This window comes from Limimaricola cinnabarinus (genome assembly GCF_047631075.1).
In the GTDB taxonomy this organism is placed as follows: domain Bacteria; phylum Pseudomonadota; class Alphaproteobacteria; order Rhodobacterales; family Rhodobacteraceae; genus Limimaricola; species Limimaricola cinnabarinus.
This window is the reverse complement of record NZ_JBLHYX010000012.1, coordinates 1-16,509: the sequence shown is the minus strand read 5'-3', so window position 1 is coordinate 16,509 and position 16,509 is coordinate 1. Positions and strand designations below refer to the sequence as shown.

Annotated in this window: 17 protein-coding genes and 2 tRNA genes; 15 read left to right on the top strand and 4 right to left on the bottom strand. The window is 66.0% G+C overall.

Going from position 1 to position 16,509, the window contains the following annotated elements; genetic code table 11:
- Positions 1-31: 31 nt before the first annotated feature.
- Complete coding sequence (locus ACJASC_RS11065) at positions 32-676, bottom strand: 50S ribosomal protein L25/general stress protein Ctc (RefSeq protein ID WP_021692579.1); 645 nt, start codon at positions 674-676, stop codon at positions 32-34.
- Between the two features lie 170 nt (positions 677-846).
- Here ACJASC_RS11065 and ACJASC_RS11060 point away from each other — a divergent pair, with 170 nt between their 5' ends.
- From ACJASC_RS11060 to ACJASC_RS11050, 3 genes are all read left to right on the top strand, one after another.
- Complete coding sequence (locus ACJASC_RS11060; protein ID WP_415146009.1) at positions 847-2,007, top strand: MFS transporter; 1,161 nt, start codon at positions 847-849, stop codon at positions 2,005-2,007.
- A gap of 108 nt (positions 2,008-2,115) precedes the next feature.
- The gene (locus ACJASC_RS11055) at positions 2,116-3,912 is read left to right on the top strand and encodes an ABC transporter transmembrane domain-containing protein (RefSeq protein WP_415146007.1); all 1,797 of its coding nucleotides are present in this window, start codon (positions 2,116-2,118) and stop codon (positions 3,910-3,912) included.
- Positions 3,913-4,055: 143 nt separating this feature from the next.
- A complete protein-coding gene (locus tag ACJASC_RS11050) occupies positions 4,056-5,951 on the top strand; it encodes an acyl-CoA synthetase (protein ID WP_021692576.1) in 1,896 nt (631 codons plus the stop codon).
- Positions 5,952-6,008: 57 nt separating this feature from the next.
- On the opposite strand, the gene ACJASC_RS11045 is transcribed toward ACJASC_RS11050, so the two are convergent.
- Together ACJASC_RS11045 and ACJASC_RS11040 are read right to left on the bottom strand one after the other, a co-directional pair.
- Positions 6,009-6,245: a hypothetical protein gene (locus tag ACJASC_RS11045; protein ID WP_415146005.1), complete on the bottom strand. Its 237-nt coding sequence runs from the start codon at positions 6,243-6,245 to the stop codon at positions 6,009-6,011.
- A gap of 150 nt (positions 6,246-6,395) precedes the next feature.
- Positions 6,396-6,470, bottom strand: a tRNA-Thr gene (locus ACJASC_RS11040).
- A gap of 145 nt (positions 6,471-6,615) precedes the next feature.
- Between ACJASC_RS11040 and ACJASC_RS11035 the strand changes: the two genes are divergently transcribed.
- The 7 genes from ACJASC_RS11035 to ACJASC_RS11005 are packed head-to-tail and all read left to right on the top strand — an operon-like array spanning position 6,616 to position 11,284.
- Positions 6,616-6,765 carry a hypothetical protein gene (locus ACJASC_RS11035; RefSeq protein ID WP_021692575.1) on the top strand — a complete coding sequence of 50 codons (150 nt, stop codon included), beginning with the start codon at positions 6,616-6,618 and terminating at the stop codon, positions 6,763-6,765.
- A gap of 5 nt (positions 6,766-6,770) precedes the next feature.
- Positions 6,771-8,036 carry a UDP-N-acetylglucosamine 1-carboxyvinyltransferase gene (gene murA / locus ACJASC_RS11030; RefSeq protein WP_415146003.1) on the top strand — a complete coding sequence of 422 codons (1,266 nt, stop codon included), beginning with the start codon at positions 6,771-6,773 and terminating at the stop codon, positions 8,034-8,036.
- On the top strand, positions 8,033-8,506 hold the full coding sequence (locus tag ACJASC_RS11025) for a DUF2948 family protein (protein WP_021692573.1): 474 nt from the start codon (positions 8,033-8,035) through the stop codon (positions 8,504-8,506). The genes murA and ACJASC_RS11025 overlap by 4 nt, the downstream gene beginning before the upstream one ends.
- Entirely contained in the window at positions 8,503-8,997 is a 495-nt protein-coding gene (locus ACJASC_RS11020) for a GNAT family N-acetyltransferase (RefSeq protein WP_415146001.1), read from the top strand. Before ACJASC_RS11025 ends, ACJASC_RS11020 begins: the two co-directional genes overlap by 4 nt.
- Before the next feature lie 46 nt (positions 8,998-9,043).
- Entirely contained in the window at positions 9,044-10,354 is a 1,311-nt protein-coding gene (gene hisD / locus ACJASC_RS11015) for a histidinol dehydrogenase (RefSeq protein ID WP_415145999.1), read from the top strand.
- Positions 10,351-10,812: a UPF0262 family protein gene (locus ACJASC_RS11010; protein ID WP_021692570.1), complete on the top strand. Its 462-nt coding sequence runs from the start codon at positions 10,351-10,353 to the stop codon at positions 10,810-10,812. The genes hisD and ACJASC_RS11010 overlap by 4 nt, the downstream gene beginning before the upstream one ends.
- 1 nt (position 10,813) lies before the next feature.
- On the top strand, positions 10,814-11,284 hold the full coding sequence (locus ACJASC_RS11005; protein ID WP_081698467.1) for an arsenate-mycothiol transferase ArsC: 471 nt from the start codon (positions 10,814-10,816) through the stop codon (positions 11,282-11,284).
- 97 nt (positions 11,285-11,381) lie between these two features.
- Here ACJASC_RS11005 and ACJASC_RS11000 read toward each other — a convergent pair whose 3' ends face one another.
- Positions 11,382-12,962: a PRC-barrel domain-containing protein gene (locus ACJASC_RS11000; protein WP_415145996.1), complete on the bottom strand. Its 1,581-nt coding sequence runs from the start codon at positions 12,960-12,962 to the stop codon at positions 11,382-11,384.
- A 237-nt stretch (positions 12,963-13,199) separates the two neighbouring features.
- Here ACJASC_RS11000 and infA point away from each other — a divergent pair, with 237 nt between their 5' ends.
- The 5 genes from infA (at position 13,200) to ACJASC_RS10975 (ending at position 15,432) form a co-directional block, all read left to right on the top strand.
- On the top strand, positions 13,200-13,418 hold the full coding sequence (gene infA, locus ACJASC_RS10995; protein WP_013384801.1) for a translation initiation factor IF-1: 219 nt from the start codon (positions 13,200-13,202) through the stop codon (positions 13,416-13,418).
- Between the two features lie 34 nt (positions 13,419-13,452).
- Positions 13,453-14,031 carry a Maf family protein gene (locus ACJASC_RS10990; protein ID WP_110546304.1) on the top strand — a complete coding sequence of 193 codons (579 nt, stop codon included), beginning with the start codon at positions 13,453-13,455 and terminating at the stop codon, positions 14,029-14,031.
- Positions 14,028-15,065: a ribonuclease E/G gene (locus ACJASC_RS10985; protein ID WP_415145994.1), complete on the top strand. Its 1,038-nt coding sequence runs from the start codon at positions 14,028-14,030 to the stop codon at positions 15,063-15,065. The genes ACJASC_RS10990 and ACJASC_RS10985 overlap by 4 nt, the downstream gene beginning before the upstream one ends.
- Positions 15,065-15,259 (top strand): DNA gyrase inhibitor YacG, encoded by a 195-nt coding sequence (locus ACJASC_RS10980; protein ID WP_415145992.1) that lies wholly within the window; start codon positions 15,065-15,067, stop codon positions 15,257-15,259. The genes ACJASC_RS10985 and ACJASC_RS10980 overlap by 1 nt, the downstream gene beginning before the upstream one ends.
- A 98-nt stretch (positions 15,260-15,357) precedes the next feature.
- Positions 15,358-15,432, top strand: a tRNA-Phe gene (locus ACJASC_RS10975).
- The last annotated feature ends 1,077 nt before the right edge of the window (positions 15,433-16,509 follow it).

Below are 16,509 nucleotides of genomic sequence, written 5' to 3'. Positions count from 1 at the left end.
CCCGTTTCCACACGCTTGGTCGCCAAGGCGATCAGGCGTCGGTCTGCTCGGTCGCCTCGACCTCGTCGGCGGCGGGCTCGGCCTCTTCCTCGGCGGCGGCGGCGAGCTTCGAGGGCGCCGAGATGTTGGCGATCACGAAGTCACGGTCGATCGTCGGCTTGGCGCCCGAGGGCAGGGTGACGTCGCTGATGTGAATCACGTCGCCGATCTGCTTGCCGGTCAGGTCGACCACGATCTGCTCGGGGATCTCGCCTGCGAGCACGTTCAGCTCGACCTCAGGGCGGACCACCGTGAGCACGCCGCCGCGCTTGATGCCCGGCGCGTCCTTGTGGTTCTCGAACTCGACGTGGATGTAGAGGCTGATCCGCGTGGTGCGGCGCAGGCGCAGCAGGTCCACATGGGTCGGCAGGTCGCGCACCACGTCGCGCTGCACCGAGCGGCAGATGACGCGCACGTCGTCCTGGCCCTCGACCTTGAGGTTGAACAGCGTCGACAGGAAACGGCCTGCCTTCAGCTTCTTGATCAGGGCGTTGTAGGGCAGGTTGATCGGCAGCGGGTCGGCGCCGCCGCCATACACGATGCCCGGAACGAGGTTCTCGCGACGTGCCTGACGAGCGGCCCCCTTGCCTGTCCCCGTGCGTGCCGTGGCAACGAGATCCGGAATCTCTTTGGCCATTGGTAAGTCCTTTCAGGTGATGGGCCATCCTCCAAGGGTGTATGGCCCGATTCAGAACCTGTGCCCTTAGCGCCGAATCCCCCGTTTGAAAAGGCCTGCATGGGCATAAACAGGCGCAGGCGACGCGGCGTCTCTGGACTGTCGGTCCGCCGCGTGGCACGGCCTTGCGCATGTCCATTCTCTCGGCTCTCCGACTGACTCGCGCGCCGGGCTCCGCCTTCGTGGTCATGGGGCTCTACTGGGGCGTCTTTGCCGCGCATGTGCCGGTGTTCCGTGACCGTCTCGGCGTCGATGACGCGGTGTTCGGCACGCTGCTGCTTGGCTCCTCCCTCGGCCTTCTGACAACGATGTGGCTGGCACCGCGGTTCGATCAGAAGCTGGGGCGCGCGGCCTTGCCCGTCGCGGCGGCACTTCTGGCGCTGGCGTGGATCGCACCGGCGCTTGCCGCGACGCCGCTGGCTTTCGCCATCGGCATGGTCGGCGTCGGCATGGCGTCGGGCGTCTGCGACGTGGTGATGAACGCGCGGGTGAGCCAGATCGAAGCGCAGTCGGGGCGTTCCTTGATGAACGCCAATCACGGGCTGTTCTCGCTGGCCTATGGTTGCGCCGCGCTCGCCTCCGGCCTCACCCGCGAGGCCGGGTTGCCGATCCTCGTGGTGTTCGGTGGCATGACGGTCGTGACGCTGGTGCTGATGCCGCTTTTGTGGCGCGCGCCCGCGTCGGCGATGATGCCGGAGGAAGGGGCGTCGGTGACACTGCCGCTCTGGCCGGTGGCGCTGTGCGGTATCGTGGTGATGATCGCCTTTCTGAGCGAGGCCACGGTCGAAAGCTGGTCGGCGCTGCATATCGAACGGACGCTGGGCGGTGGCGCGGCGCAGGGCGCGCTTGGTCCCGCCCTTCTGGGCATCACCATGACGCTGGGCCGTTTCGGCGGTCAGGCACTGGCCGAGAGGCTCAGTGAGACGGCAGTGATCCGGGTGGCGGCTCTGGTCTCGGCCTTTGGCGCGGCGATCGCGGCGATGGCCCCGGTGCCGATGGTGGCCTATCTCGGCTTTGCGATCACCGGTCTCGGCATTTCGGTGATCGGCCCGATGGGGCTGGCACTGGCGGGGCGCATGGTGGCGCCGCATCAGCGGTCGCAGGCCATCGCCCGTGTTGCCGTCATCGCTTTTTGCGCCTTCCTGATCGCACCGGTGCTGATGGGCGGATTGTCGGAGGTATTCGGCCTGCGGCTGGCCTTCGGGGCCGTCGCGGCGCTGCTGCTGATGATCCTGCCCCCGGTGCTGGCGCTGCGCCGCCGGGCTCGCGCGCTGGCAGCCGTTCCGGCCTGAGCCGGACCGGGCCGGGCACGGTGCCGCATTACTCGCCTTGCCCCCTTCGCTTGTGATGGCGCCACGCGGCGTCTAGACAACCATTGCAATCTTTGAACGAGGCGTGCGATGGCCCGATCCCCCAAGACCAGCGACGAGGACCGGCCGGGCTCGCGCAACATCGGGGCGCTGCGGGCGCTCTGGCCGTTCATCGCGCCCTATCGCGGCATCATGACGCTCGCCATTTCGGCGCTGGTGTTCACTGCCTGCGTAAGCCTCGTGCTGCCGCTGGCGGTGCGCCGGGTGGTCGACAATTTCGAGGTCGACGCAGGTATGCTGCTCGACCGGTATTTCGCTGCGGCTTTGGTGATCGCGGGGCTGCTCGCGCTGGGCACGGCGGCGCGTTACTACCTAGTGACGCGGCTGGGCGAGCGGGTGGTGACCGACATTCGCAAGGCGCTTTTTGGGCGGATGGTGGGCATGAGCCCCGCCTTCTACGAGAGGATCATGACCGGCGAGGTGCTGAGCCGGATCACCACCGACACCACGCTGATCCTGTCGGTGATCGGCTCCTCGGCCTCGATCGCGCTGCGCAATCTGCTGATCCTGATCGGCGGTCTGGCGCTCTTGATGCTGACCTCGGCCAAGCTCACCGGGCTGGTGCTGCTGATCGTACCCGCGATCATCGTGCCGATCGTGGTGCTGGGCCGCCGGTTGCGCGTCCTGAGCCGAGAGAACCAGGACTGGATCGCGGCCTCCTCGGGCAATGCCTCAGAGACGCTTTTGTCGGTGCAGACCGTGCAGGCCTACAGCCACGAGGCGCGCAGCAAGGAGCGGTTCGACGAGATCACCGAAAAGAGCTTTGTCGCGGCGCGTGAGCGGATCGGCACACGGGCGGTGATGACGGCGATCGTCATCTTCCTGATCTTCGCGGGCATCGTCGGCGTGCTGTGGATCGGCGCGCGAGACGTGAACGCCGGTGAGATGTCCATCGGCGCGCTGGTGCAGTTCGTGATCTACGCGGTGATGGTCGCAGGATCGGTCGGTGCGCTGACCGAGATCTGGGGCGAGCTGCAACGCGCGGCGGGAGCGACAGAGCGTTTGGTCGAGCTTCTCAATGCCGAAGACAGCCTGCGTGAGCCGTCCGCCCCGCGACCAGTGCCCGAGGCGCGTGGCGAGATCGTGTTCGACGATGTCTCCTTTTCCTATCCCTCGCGCCCCGACGTCTCGGCGCTCGACCATGTCAGCGTCACCATCGCACCGGGAGAGACGGTGGCGCTGGTCGGCCCTTCGGGGGCGGGTAAGACGACGATGATCCAGCTCCTGCTGCGGTTCTGGGATCCGAAGACTGGCCGGGTCACGCTCGACGGGACGGACCTGCGTGACATGGCGCGGTCGGATTTCCGGTGTCGGATGGCGCTGGTGCCGCAGGACCCGGTGATCTTTGCCGACACGGCGCGCGAGAATATTCGCTTCGGCCGCCCCGACGCCACCGATGCCGAGGTCGAGGCCGCGGCTCATGCCGCCGCCGCGCACGAGTTTCTGATGGCACTGCCCGACGGCTATGACAGCCAGGTCGGCGAGAGGGGCGTGATGCTGTCGGGCGGGCAGAAACAACGGATCGCCATCGCGCGCGCGATCCTGCGCGACGCGCCGGTACTGCTGCTCGACGAAGCGACGAGCGCGCTCGACGCCGAAAGCGAAAGGCTGGTGCAGCGCGCCGTGGACCGGCTCGCCACCGGGCGCACGACGCTCATCGTGGCGCACCGTCTGGCCACAGTGAAGAAGGCCGACCGTATCCTGGTCTTCGAGGCGGGCCGGATCGTGGCGCAGGGCAGCCACGACGCGCTGGTGGCCGAGGGCGGGCTCTATGCCCGTTTGGCGCGGCTGCAATTCACCGATGGCATGATCGAGGCCGCCGAGTAGCGTCGAGGGTCTCGAAAACCCCTTGCGCGATACGGGGCTATCGCGGCGTCATGCTTGCGTGACGCGCGGGTCAGTCTGATGCTTCGTGCAGGGATGGAGCCGCGAGGCGGCACGAATACGACAACCGACCGGGGAGGAACGGAATGGGTTTTGCGGGCATGGCCGATCGCGCAGCGATCGAGGCCGGGGGAACATGGGCGGCGCAGGGCCAGCCGGCGACGACACACGGCCTGTTGGAGCGGACCGCCAAGGCTTTTCCAGAGCGCGAGGCGCTGAGTTTCCAGCTCCTGTCCGACCCCAAGGCTCCGGCCGAAACGCTGAACTGGACCGAGCTGCACGCAAAATCGATTCAGACCGCGAACCTGCTGCGCGAGCTGGGCGTGGGCGAAACCGACGTGGTAGCCTTCCTGCTGCCCAACTGCTCGGAAGTGGTGCAGAGTTATCTCGGCGGTCAGATCGCGGGCGTCGTAAACCCGATCAACCCGCTTCTCGATGCGGGCCAGATCGGGGCGATCCTGCGCCAGACCAAAGCCAAGGTGCTGATCACGCTCAAGGCATTCCCCAAGAGCGACGTGGCGCAGAAGGCCGCCGAAGCGGTAGCGCTGGCGCCCAACGTTAAGACGGTACTCGAGGTCGACCTGCTGCGCTACCTCACCGGGGTGAAGAAGCTTATCGTGCCATTGATCCGGCCCAAGGTGCCGGTGCGCCACAAGGCCCGCGTGCTCGACTTCTCGCGCGAGGTTGCGCGCCAGCCGCGCAGTCTCGCCTTCGCCGACAGCCCAGGCGACCGTGTCGCGGCGCTGTTCCACACCGGCGGCACCACCGGCATGCCCAAGGTGGCGCAGCTGCGCTACTCCGGCATCGTCTATAACGGTTGGCTTGGCGGGCGGCTGATGTTCTCGGACCGCGACAACATCATTTGCCCATTGCCGATGTTCCATGTCTTTGCGGCCATCGTCATCATGGGATCCTCGCTGGCCTCGGGCGCGCATGTGATCCTGCCGACCCCGGCAGGCTACCGGGGCGAGGGGGTGTTCGACAACTTCTGGAAGCTGGTCGAGCGCTGGCAGGTGACCTTCATGATCACCGTGCCGACCGCGATCTCGGCCCTGATGCAGCGCCCCGTGAATGCCGACATCTCGACGCTCAACCTCGCATTCTCGGGCTCCGCGCCACTGCCGGTCGAGCTTTACAAGCGCTTCGAGGAGGCGGCGGGCGTCACCATCTGCGAGGGGTACGGTCTCACCGAGGCGACCTGTCTGGTGGCGATCAACCCGCCCGAGGGCGAAAAGAAGGTGGGTTCTGTGGGCGTGCCGTTCCCCTATACGCAGGTGCGCATCCTCGACCCGAACACCGGCGAGGACTGCGCGCCCGACACGGTGGGAGAGATCTGCGTGTCGAACCCCGGCGTGGCACGCGGCGACACCTATACCGATCCCGCCAAGAACGACGGGCTCTATTGGCCCGGCGATGAGGATGAGCGGCAGTTCCTGCGCACCGGCGATCTGGGGCGGATCGACGCCGATGGGTATCTATGGATCACCGGCCGGGCCAAGGACCTGATCATCCGGGGCGGTCATAATATCGACCCCGCCGAGATCGAGGAGGCGCTGGCCGCCCATCCCGCGATCGCCTTCGCGGGGGCCATCGGTCAGCCGGATGCGCATGCGGGCGAGGTGCCTTGTGTCTATGTCGAACTGGTGGACGGCGCCGAGATCGATCGCGCGGCATTGCTCGACTACGCGCGCGAGCACGTCCCCGAACGGGCCGCCCGGCCGCGTCATCTCGAAATCCTGCCCGAACTGCCCAAGACGGCGGTCGGCAAGATCTTCAAGCCGGCGCTGCGCAGAATGGCGATCGCCCGGGTCTATGACGAAGCATTGGCCGCAGCCGGTGTCGGGGCCGAGGTGGCGGAAGTGGTCGAGGACAGCCGCCGCGGTCTCGTTGCCAAGATCCGGCGCACCGGCACCGCGACCGAGGCCGATGCCGCCAAGGCCCTCGGGGCCTTCACGCGGCCCTGGGACTGGATCGGCGACTGAGGCTCCACCCCTAAGAAGGCATGGTGGCGAGGGGGGCGGACCCCTCGCCACGACGCGTCAGTGCATCGCCGCCCAGAGCGGGGTTTCAATCACGGGAACCGCGATCGGACAGGTCTCCGGGGTTCGGGAGGACGCGCGGCAGGACGCGGCGATCATTTGCTCCAGACGCATCCCTTCGCTCGCCTGCGGAGCGGGAAGATCTTGCCGGTTGTCCGGAGGGATCGAGGGGGTGGTGGCTGCAAGGGCGATAACGCCCAGCAACGCCCACGGAAGAAGCGGGTCGACTGTATACATGGAAACTCTCTGAACACAAAATAGCAACACATCCACTGAGCGAATTGCTGAAGGATTCCGCAAGGGAGAATCGCGATCCGTCAGGCAGATTAACTCACCCCGAGGGCAAATGGCCTCAATCCCAAAGGTCTATATCGAAAAGGGGAGGAGTGGTGCTGCAGGAGAGGATTGAACTCTCGACCTCACCCTTACCAAGGGTGTGCTCTACCACTGAGCTACTGCAGCGTCTGGGCGGGCTTTTACCTGCCCGGGCAGCGAGCGCAAGGGGATTTTCGACAGATTGACGCAACGGTCTGCGATTGTCGGCGCGTGGCCGGGTTTGCGCGCCTGGAACTGGACGGAAAGGGGCAGGGACGCTATCTGCGCCTACATGAAAGCACCTCGTCAGGACCCGCCCCGCGCGGCCGATCGCAAGGACCGCCTGAAGGCGGCCCTCAAGACCAACATCGCCCGTCGCAAGGCGCAGGCGCAGGCGCGCGCCACCGAGGCCAAGCCCGGCGACGAGAAAGAGAAAGAGTAGCAGGCATGGATTCGATCATCGTACGCGGCGGCGCCGAGCTGCGCGGCCAGATCCCGATCGCCGGCGCCAAGAACGCCTGCCTCGCGTTGATGCCCGCGACGCTTCTGTCCGAAGAGCCGCTGACGCTCACCAATGCGCCGCGCCTGTCGGACATCGTCACCATGACGCAGCTTCTGGAGTCGCTAGGCTGCGAAGTGTCCTCGATGCAGGGCGGCAAGGTCATCGCCCTGTCGACCCATGACCTCGCCTCGACCCGGGCCGACTATGAGATCGTGCGCAAGATGCGCGCCTCGAACCTCGTGCTGGGTCCGCTTTTGGCGCGCGCCCACGAGGCGGTGGTCTCGCTGCCGGGTGGCTGCGCGATCGGCGCGCGGCCCATGGACATCCACATCGAGGCGCTCACGGCGCTGGGTGCCGAGATCGAACTTAAGGACGGCTATCTGCACGCCATGGCGCGCGGCGGCCTTCGGGGCGGGCGCGTGAAGCTGCGCTTTGCCTCCGTAGGCGCGACCGAGAACGTGCTGATGGCCGCGACGCTCGCCAAGGGATCGACGGTCATCGAGAACGCGGCGCGCGAACCCGAGATCATCGATCTCGCGCGCTGCCTGCGGGCGATGGGCGCGCAGATCGCAGGCGAGGGCAGCTCGACCATCGAGGTGCAGGGCGTCGACCGGCTCGGCGCCGCGACCCATCGGGTCGTCACCGACCGGATCGAACTTGGCACCTACATGCTGGCCCCCGCCTTTACCGGCGGCGAGGTGGAGTGTCTCGGTGGCAAGCTCGAACTGATCGGCGCCTTCGTCGAGAAGCTCGACGCCGCGGGCATCGAAGTGACCGAAACCGAAGCCGGCCTCAAGGTGAGGCTGCGCGGGGACCGTCCGCGTGCCGTGGACGTGACAACCGAGCCATTCCCGGGCTTTCCTACCGATCTTCAGGCGCAGATGATGGCAATGCTTTGCACCGCGACGGGCACCAGCCGTCTTGAGGAAAAGATCTTCGAGAACCGGTTCATGCACGCGCCTGAGCTTCAGCGCATGGGCGCGAAGATCGAGGTGCATGGCGGCCACGCGGTCGTCACCGGCGTCGACAAGCTCAAGGGCGCGCCGGTGATGGCGACCGACCTGCGGGCCTCCGTTTCCCTGATCCTCGCGGGGCTTGCCGCCGAAGGCGAGACGATCGTGAACCGGGTCTATCACCTCGATCGCGGCTATGAGCATGTCGAGGACAAGCTCAGCGCAGTGGGCGCCAGAATCGAAAGGGTGCGTGCATGACCGCAACCCGCGACGCGACATTCGAAGAGGGCGCGCAGCGCCCCTTGCGGCTCAAGGCGCTCGATGGCGACGATGTGCAGGTGATTTCGGCGCTGGTGCAGGATTCGGTCCTGCCCGCCGCCGAGATGGCCTGGCGCAAGAGCGAGCGGCGCTTCGGGATGCTGCTCAACCGCTTCCGTTGGGAGGATCCTGCGACCACGCGCGAGGCCGAGCGCGTGCAATCGGTGCTCTGCGTCGAGAACGTGATGGCGGTGCGCAGCCAAGGTCTCGATCCGCGCGACCGCGACACGGTGCTGTCGCTGCTGGCGGTGGTGTTCGCTCCGGGAGAAGACGGCACGGGAACGATCCGGTTGATCCTTGCGGGCGACGGCGAGATCGCGATCGATGTCGAGGCCCCGGAGCTGGTGCTGCGCGACGTGACCCGGCCCTATGCCGCGCCCTCGGGCAAGGCGCCCCGGCACCCGGAGTGATCCGCGACCTCGGTCCCTGTGACCTGTCCGAATGGCGCAGGATTCGGACCGAGGGACTGCGGCTGTTCCCCGAGGCGTTCCTGACCACGCTGCGGGAAGAGCTGGCCCGCTCAGACGAGGAGGTCGCGAAAAGCCTTGTGGGGCGTCTCGTGCTGGGTGTTTTCGAGGATGACCGGCTGGTCGGCACGGCTGCTCTCGATCCAGTGGTCGAGGCGACGGCAACTGCGCACCGGGTGATGCTCAATGCCTTCTATGTGAGTGCCCAAAGGCATGGCACGGGCATCGGTGCGCGTCTGCTGGGTGCCGCGCTTGACCGGGCCGCCGCCGATGGAAAGCTGCAGGTGGAACTGTTCGTGGCCGCGCAGAATGCCCCCGCGATCCGGCTCTACGAAAAACATGGTTTCGTCCGGCACGGTTTCCTGCCGCGCGCCGCGCGCCTTGAAAGCGGCTTCGTTGACGACCTCTACTACGTGCGGCAACTGGACGGTTGAGCAGGGGGGCGGGCAAGGCTATGCCTGCGGGCCGAAGGAGACCGCCATGCCGCACCGCCTGTCCACCACCGATGCCGATTTCGAGGCCCGTTTTTCCGCGCTCCTGACCATGAAGCGCGAGGACAGCCCCGATGTGGACGATATCGTGGCCGCGATCATCGCCGATGTGCGGGCGCGCGGCGATCTGGCCCTCGTTGATTATACCTCGCGCTTCGACCGGATGACGCTCGATCCCGCGCAGCTGCGGTTTTCGCCCGAAGAGATCGAGGCCGAATGCGCCAAGGTTTCAGACGAGGATCGCGCCGCGCTCGAACTCGCCGCTGAACGCATTCGCGCCTATCATGCCCGCCAGATGCCCGAGGATCAAAGCTGGACCGACGAGGTCGGGGCGATGCTGGGTTGGCGCTGGACGCCCGTATCGGCGGCGGGTCTCTACGTGCCCGGTGGCCTCGCCTCCTATCCCTCCTCGGTCTTGATGAACGCGGTGCCCGCCAAGGTCGCCGGTGTCGAACGGCTTGCCGTGACGGTGCCGACGCCGGACGGCGTTGCGAACCCGCTGGTGCTGATGGCCTGCCGCATCGCGGGGGTGGATGAGATCTACCGAGTGGGGGGCGCGCAGGCGATCGCGGCGCTGGCCTATGGCACCGAGACCATCGCGCCGGTGGACAAGATCACCGGGCCGGGCAACGCCTTCGTCGCCGCCGCCAAGCGCCGGGTCTTCGGCCGCGTCGGCATCGACATGATCGCCGGCCCGTCCGAGATCCTCGTGATCGCCGATTCCGACAACGACCCCGACTGGATCGCGCTCGACCTGTTGTCACAAGCCGAGCACGACGAGAGTGCGCAGTCGATACTGATTACCGACGACGCGGCCTTTGGCACGCGGGTGGCCGAGGCAGTCGAAGCGCGGCTCGAGACGTTGGAGCGGCGCACCATAGCAGGGGCGAGCTGGCGCGACTTCGGGGCCATCGTCACGGTGCGCGATCTGGATGAGGCGGTGGCGCTGGCCGACCGGATCGCCGCCGAACATCTGGAACTGTGCGTCGCCGATCCCGAGGCGCTGTCCGGAAAGATCACCCATGCGGGAGCGATCTTTCTGGGGCACTGGACGCCGGAGGCGATCGGTGACTACATTTCCGGACCCAACCACGTCCTGCCCACGGCACGCTCGGCGCGGTTTTCCTCAGGGCTTTCGGTGATGGATTTCCTCAAGCGCACGACCCTTTCCAAGATGACGCCATCGGCACTGGCCGCGATCGGTCCCGCTGGCGCGCGGCTCGCACGGGCCGAAAGCCTCGAGGCGCATGGGCTGTCGCTGACGGCGCGGCTTGATCGGCTGAACCGGAGCGAGACATGACCCGCATCGCCGAAATCCGGCTCGACGACGCGGGCCAGGCGCCGACGCCCGAGATCGAGCAGGAACGCCGCGTCGCGGTGTTCGACCTGCTCGAGGACAACCGCTTTTCGTTGCCCGGCCGCGAGGCGGGGCCCTATCACCTCGGGCTTGCGATCCGCGAGAAGCGGCTGGTATTCGACGTGGCCAACACGACCGGCGAGCGGGCGGCGGAGTTTCATCTTTCGCTCGGGCCGTTCCGGCAGGTGGTCAAGGATTACTTCCAGATCTGCGAGAGCTACTACGACGCGGTGAAGACCCTGCCACCAAGCCAGATCGAAACGATCGACATGGCCCGGCGCGGCATTCACAACGAGGGCGCGCGGGTGCTGCAGGAACGACTCGAGGGCAAGGCGGAGGTCGACACCGATACGGCGCGGCGGCTCTTTACCCTCATCTGCGTGCTGCATTTCGGGGCCTGAGGTGGATTTGGCCGCAACATCGCAGCCACTTCCACAGTCGGTCCTGTTCTGCTGCGACCACAACGCGGTCCGCTCGCCCATGGCCGAGGGGATCATGAAGAAGTTCTATGGCGCCGATTGCTACATCCAGTCGGTTGGCGTGAAGAACGATCTGGAGATCGACGGTTTCGCCATCGCGGTCTGCGCCGAAATCGGGGTCGAACTGCATCGGCACCGCTCGCGCAGCTTCGACGAGATGCATGATTGGGGCGATGATCTGTCATCCTTCGATCTGGTGCTGGCCCTGTCGCCCGCGAGCCAGCGCCGGGCGCTCGACCTGACCAGCTGTTTTCATCTCTCGGTCGAATACTGGCCGGTTCTCGATCCGACGGGTCTGGGCGAGGGGCGCGAGGAGCGACTGCGCAGCTATCGGCAGACTCGCGACATGATCGTCGATCGGCTCATGCAGCGCTGGGGACCGCCGCGCATGTAAGCCGACACGGGTATTCCACTTCGATCGGGGGTATCTGCCAGCACCACCGAAAAAGGCCGCCCCGAAGGGCGGCCTTCCTTATTCTCGAGAGAGAAGCTTACTGCTCGACCGACTGCATCGACTCGAGCTCTTCCTCGGTGGCTTCGATGAAGACGCGGACTTCACCGGCTTCCGAACGCAGCACGCTCATCTGGTCGAAGGGGATGGCGACCGGCTTTTCGCCGAGACCAAGGAACCCGCCGACTTCGACGACCACTTCCTGAATCTGGCCCTGATCGTCGACCATGATGTCGCCGATGTCACCGATGCGCTCGTCATTGATGCCATAGACGGTCGAGCCTTCGAGGTCGGTCAGGGCGATCTCGTTGGCCGCAACCATTGCAAAGCCTTCACGCTCGATCATCGGACCGGTGCTCTCGATGGTGGCTTCTTCGGTCATCTCGGCGGTCTCGGCTTCGACGACTTCCATTTCGGCTTCGGCTTCGGCGACTTCACCTTCGACCTCGGCTTCGACTTCAGCAGCTTCGCCCTCGACTTCGGCTTCGACCTCAGCGGCCTCGGCTTCGATCTCATTGCCGGCTTCGGCGACTTCGGCTTCGACTTCCTCGGCTGCGCCTTCGACTTCGGCTTCAGCTTCGTTCAACTCGGTCTCAGCTTCAGGCTGCTCCATTAGGGCAGCAGCGTCACCTTCGACGGGGGCTTCACCTTCGACGGCAGCCTCGTTGATGGTCACCACCGGCTCGCCGGTCTGCACCATTTCGATCACCGGCTCACCAGCTTGGGTGAACTCGATCACCGGCTCGGCGCTCTCGAAACGGATCTGCGGCTCGGCGCGCTGCACCGAGACATTGGCGTTCGAGCCGTCACGGCTCTCTTCGTAGGTGATTGTCGGCTCGACAGTGGTCAGCTGAACCTGCGCTTCTTCGATGGTGCGGGCTTCGCCGGCGACGCCGGGCTCGTAGGTTTCGCCGCTGGCGCGATCGGTGACCTGGAAGCCGCCTTCGGAGCCTTCTTCGGCGCGCTGCAGCTCAAGCTCGACCGTCGGGCGGGCCTGGGTCACGGTCACAACCGGATCGGCCTGACGGATCTCGACTTGCGGCTGGGTGTTGGCCACGTCGACGGTCGGGTCGGGCATGGTGATGATGATCTCGGGCGCCGGCTGCTCGATCCGGATCGTCGGCTGCGGCATGTCCATGGTGATGGTCGCCGGGGCTTGGCGGATCAGGATTTCGGGCTGGCCCTCGTTCACGGTCACGTCGGGGGTGGCGTTCGAAACCATCACGTCGGTCTGACCCGACTCGACGGACACCGAAGGCTGCTCCTGCTCAAGGTACACCATGCCTTCGATCACGACCTCGTCTTCGAGGCGCACGGTCGCGGTTTCGGTTTCGGCCAGTTCGGCCTCGCCCTCGGCCGTGGCGGTTTCGCCTTCGACTGCGACGAGCCGCTCAAGCTCGACGAAGACGACGGCGCATTCCGCGTCGTTCTCGGCCGCGATGATCGTGTTGATGTCATCTTGGGTCATTGGCGCATCGGCGGGTACGCCGTCGGCCATGTTTTCGGTCAGCAGCAATTCGAGGTCGGAACAGGTGGCATCGGTGGTCTGCGCCTGTGCACCGGCTGCCAGCGGCAGGGTAAGGGCCGTCGTCAGCAGCAGCTGTGTCATCCGCATGGTCATGGAGTATCTCCCGTATTATGCTTCGCTTCGGGCACACAACGGCGCACTGCGGCGGACGTTCCGCCAAGATGGCACGAATTTTTGATTGCACCCGAAACTCGGGCGGGCGAAGGTCATCGCGAAGCTGCACGGCACGGGCCGGATCGCGGCCTGTTTGCCCTTGAAACTCGTGGCTCGAAGGCGCATCTACTCCGCATTGGCCCGCGCGTTTCGCGGGTACCACTGGACGGAGAGACCATGGCCAAGGAAGAACTGCTCGAATTTCCCGGTGTCGTGAAGGAACTCCTGCCGAATGCGACGTTCAGGGTCGAGCTGGAAAACGGCCATGAGATCATCGCACATACGGCGGGCAAACTTCGCAAGAACCGGATCCGCGTCCTCGCGGGCGACAAGGTGCAGGTCGAGATGACCCCTTACGATCTGACCAAGGGTCGGATCAACTATCGCTTCCGCTGACGCGCTCATGAGCGCGCTGCCGCCCGAGAGCGGGCTGAGGCTGATCCTCGGCTCGGCCTCGCCGCGCCGCCGCGAATTGCTGGCGCAGATCGGCCTTGAACCAGCTGACATTCGCCCCCCCGATATCGACGAGACGCCGCGCCAAGGCGAATTACCGCGTGTTTACGCCGCACGCATCGCGCGCGAAAAGGCAAATGCCGTCTCGCTTGGTGATGGTGAGGTGCTGCTCTGCGCCGACACAACGGTGGCGCTTGGTCGCCGCATCATGGGCAAGCCCGTGGATGCCGCCGAGGCCGCGCGATTTCTGCATCTGCTGTCGGGCCGACGCCATACCGTCATCACAGCTGTCGCGGTGCGCCGGGGCGATCGCCTCTGGACGCGCGAGGTCGAGACGGCGGTGAAGATGAAGCGGCTGTCGAACCCGGAGGTCAACGCCTACCTCGCCACCGGCGACTGGCAGGGCAAGGCGGGCGGTTATGCCATCCAAGGCCCCGCCGGGGCCTTCATCCCATGGATCAACGGCTCGTTCACCGGCGTCGTCGGCCTGCCTCTGTCGGAAACCGCGGGGCTGCTGACGGCGGCCGGATTCCCCTTGTACGGAGAGACCCAATGAAGGGACGCCGCATCGTCCTTGACCATATCGGCACGCGCGAGGCCGCGGCCCTTCTGGTCGACGGCCAGCTCGACGACCTGTTGATAGAAGAGGGCGACGCGCCACGCCCCGGCGCGATCTACCGCGCGATCTGCGACCGGCCGCTCAAGGGGCAGGGCGGGATGATGGTGCGCCTGCCCGAAGGTGGCACCGGATTTCTGCGTCAAGGCAAGGGGCTGCGCCCCGGTCAGGCGCTCTTGGTGCAGGTCACCGGCATCTCCGAGGATGGCAAGGCCGTGCCACTCACTGATCGGGTGCTGTTCAAGAGCCGCTTTGCCATCGTCACCCCAGGCGCGCCTGGGCTCAACATCTCGCGCCGCATTTCCGAGGACGAGGAGCGCGCGCGTCTGCGCATCCTCGCCGAAGAAGGGATGGAGGGCGCGCCCGAGGGCTTCGGCCTGATCCTGCGTTCGGTCTGCGAGGGGGCTTCCGAGGACGACATCGCCGAGGACATCGCTTCGATGCGCGCCTTGGCCGAAGCGGTGACGGCCGATGCCGAAGGCGCTGAGCCCGAGGCACTGACCGAGGGCGACGGGCCGCATCTGCTGGCTTGGCGCGACTGGGTCGCCGACGACGTGATGACGGAGCCGGGCGGCTTCGAGCGTGAGAATGTGCTCGACCAGATCGAGGGGCTGAAAAGCGCGCGCGTAACAACCGGCGAAGGCTCGATCTTCGTGGAGCCGACCCGCGCTCTCGTCGCGGTCGACGTCAACACCGGCGGCGACACCACGCCCGCCGCCGCGCTCAAGGCCAACCTCGCCGCGGCCCGCGCCCTGCCGCGCGCGCTGCGCCTGCGGGGCTTGGGCGGCCAGATTGTCGTCGACTTTGCACCCATGTCGAAGGCGCATCGCAAGCAGCTCGAGCAGTCGATCCGCGCCTCCTTCCGCAACGATCCGGTCGAGACGTCGCTCGTGGGCTGGAGCCCCATGGGTCTGTTCGAACTGCAACGCAAGCGCGAGCGTCCCGGTCTGGCGCGGCTGTTGAGCAAGCTGTGATGGCTTGCCCGATCTGCAACAAGCCGACGGTGCCCGATTGCCGTCCGTTCTGCTCCAAACGCTGCGCCGACGTCGATCTCGCGCGCTGGTTGGGGGGCACCTACGCCGTGCCGTCACAGGATCCCGAAGACGTCGAGCGGGCGCTCGACGAGGCAGCGCAAGCCGGGACCGATACGCACCGCCGTACGCATTGAACGGGGACCGATCATTTTCCACCGAATGCCTCTGGACACCCCCCTACGCCTCGCCTAGAAGGCCCACACCCGATGACGGCAGCAGCCATCATCCCCGTGCCCGGGTAGCTCAGGGGTAGAGCAGTGGATTGAAAATCCTCGTGTCGGTGGTTCGATTCCGCCCCCGGGCACCATTCTCTCGGTCTTAAAAGAAGCTGGTTTCGCTATGGGTTCGGACTTTGTCCGTCTCGACATACCGGGTCGTCTCGTCACAGATGTGGGGGGGGCTAGGACGAAGCCTCGACTCCATTGAACCGCCGCCGTAGCATCTTGCGCCATCCCCTGAAGGCGGCGCGTGTCACCCGACTTCTATCCGCTTCCGGTGACCTGTCAGAAGCAACCGCAGCGCAGCTTGGCCGCCCTTAACCGAAAGCGAGCAATGCCGTAACCAACAAGACTATCTTTCAACACGACAGCGTACGATCTCGCGCAGCATCGCCGACGTTGATACCGTGCTGTTCCTACTGCGCCGTCAGGCCGAGATGATGCGTGCATCATGCGCTCAAAGCGGCGGCGCGCACGATCGGCGCCTGCAGCCTAGAAGGGCGGCAGTTCGCAGGCGCGAACGCAGACGACGCTAGCAGGGGTGTGCCGGGGCCAAGGGTGCAGCATCAAGACCTTGCTCTTGCTGGCCTCGAGGAAGTCCTTCAGTTCGGCGTAGCGATCCTCATTGACCATAGCCGCGTGGGCGCAGCCATCTACGTAGTCAAGCCGCTTGGTGTGATGTCAAAGCAGTTGCCGGACCCGGTGCGGGTCCATGGCCGATCAAAAAGGTGATGGTGTAAGGGTCTTGGAGGTGCCTTTGGGTGGGCGCCGTTCGCAGGAGGCGAAAATGTTGATGCTGCGTGTGTGGGAGAGGCCGCAACAGAGCCGGGCGATGGTGGGCTGCGCCGAGATGCGGGCTAGCGGCCCACAATCGGTTGAGTTGGTTCTGAGTGATTGTCGTTAGCAAGGGAATGGCCCGGAGTAGCTCTGCCCTCCGGGCCCCCGATCAGGCGTCAGGCGAAGAGGATGTCGGAGCCGTCAGTGCCGTTAATAATAGTCTGCACGACGCGGACCTCATCGGCCAGACCGTCACTGTCGAGGCGATGTTGCACAAAGCAGCCTCGGGCATGACTGCCCCCTTTCCCGCAATCTTCAGCGGACGGCCTTGATCTCGGCCCTGCCAAGGGCCGAGAAGCGGTTCATGATGGCGATGCGGATCTGGATTT

What these genes read in the sequence shown, in the direction of transcription:
- ACJASC_RS11065 (WP_021692579.1), bottom strand. Translation starts at nt 676, where the DNA reads ATGGCCAAAGAGATTCCGGATCTCGTTGCCACGGCACGCACGGGGACA.
- ACJASC_RS11060 (WP_415146009.1), top strand. Translation starts at nt 847, where the DNA reads ATGTCCATTCTCTCGGCTCTCCGACTGACTCGCGCGCCGGGCTCCGCC.
- ACJASC_RS11055 (WP_415146007.1), top strand. Translation starts at nt 2,116, where the DNA reads ATGGCCCGATCCCCCAAGACCAGCGACGAGGACCGGCCGGGCTCGCGC.
- ACJASC_RS11050 (WP_021692576.1), top strand. Translation starts at nt 4,056, where the DNA reads ATGGGTTTTGCGGGCATGGCCGATCGCGCAGCGATCGAGGCCGGGGGA.
- ACJASC_RS11045 (WP_415146005.1), bottom strand. Translation starts at nt 6,245, where the DNA reads ATGTATACAGTCGACCCGCTTCTTCCGTGGGCGTTGCTGGGCGTTATC.
- ACJASC_RS11035 (WP_021692575.1), top strand. Translation starts at nt 6,616, where the DNA reads ATGAAAGCACCTCGTCAGGACCCGCCCCGCGCGGCCGATCGCAAGGAC.
- murA (WP_415146003.1), top strand. Translation starts at nt 6,771, where the DNA reads ATGGATTCGATCATCGTACGCGGCGGCGCCGAGCTGCGCGGCCAGATC.
- ACJASC_RS11025 (WP_021692573.1), top strand. Translation starts at nt 8,033, where the DNA reads ATGACCGCAACCCGCGACGCGACATTCGAAGAGGGCGCGCAGCGCCCC.
- hisD (WP_415145999.1), top strand. Translation starts at nt 9,044, where the DNA reads ATGCCGCACCGCCTGTCCACCACCGATGCCGATTTCGAGGCCCGTTTT.
- ACJASC_RS11010 (WP_021692570.1), top strand. Translation starts at nt 10,351, where the DNA reads ATGACCCGCATCGCCGAAATCCGGCTCGACGACGCGGGCCAGGCGCCG.
- ACJASC_RS11000 (WP_415145996.1), bottom strand. Translation starts at nt 12,962, where the DNA reads ATGACCATGCGGATGACACAGCTGCTGCTGACGACGGCCCTTACCCTG.
- infA (WP_013384801.1), top strand. Translation starts at nt 13,200, where the DNA reads ATGGCCAAGGAAGAACTGCTCGAATTTCCCGGTGTCGTGAAGGAACTC.
- ACJASC_RS10985 (WP_415145994.1), top strand. Translation starts at nt 14,028, where the DNA reads ATGAAGGGACGCCGCATCGTCCTTGACCATATCGGCACGCGCGAGGCC.
- ACJASC_RS10980 (WP_415145992.1), top strand. Translation starts at nt 15,065, where the DNA reads ATGGCTTGCCCGATCTGCAACAAGCCGACGGTGCCCGATTGCCGTCCG.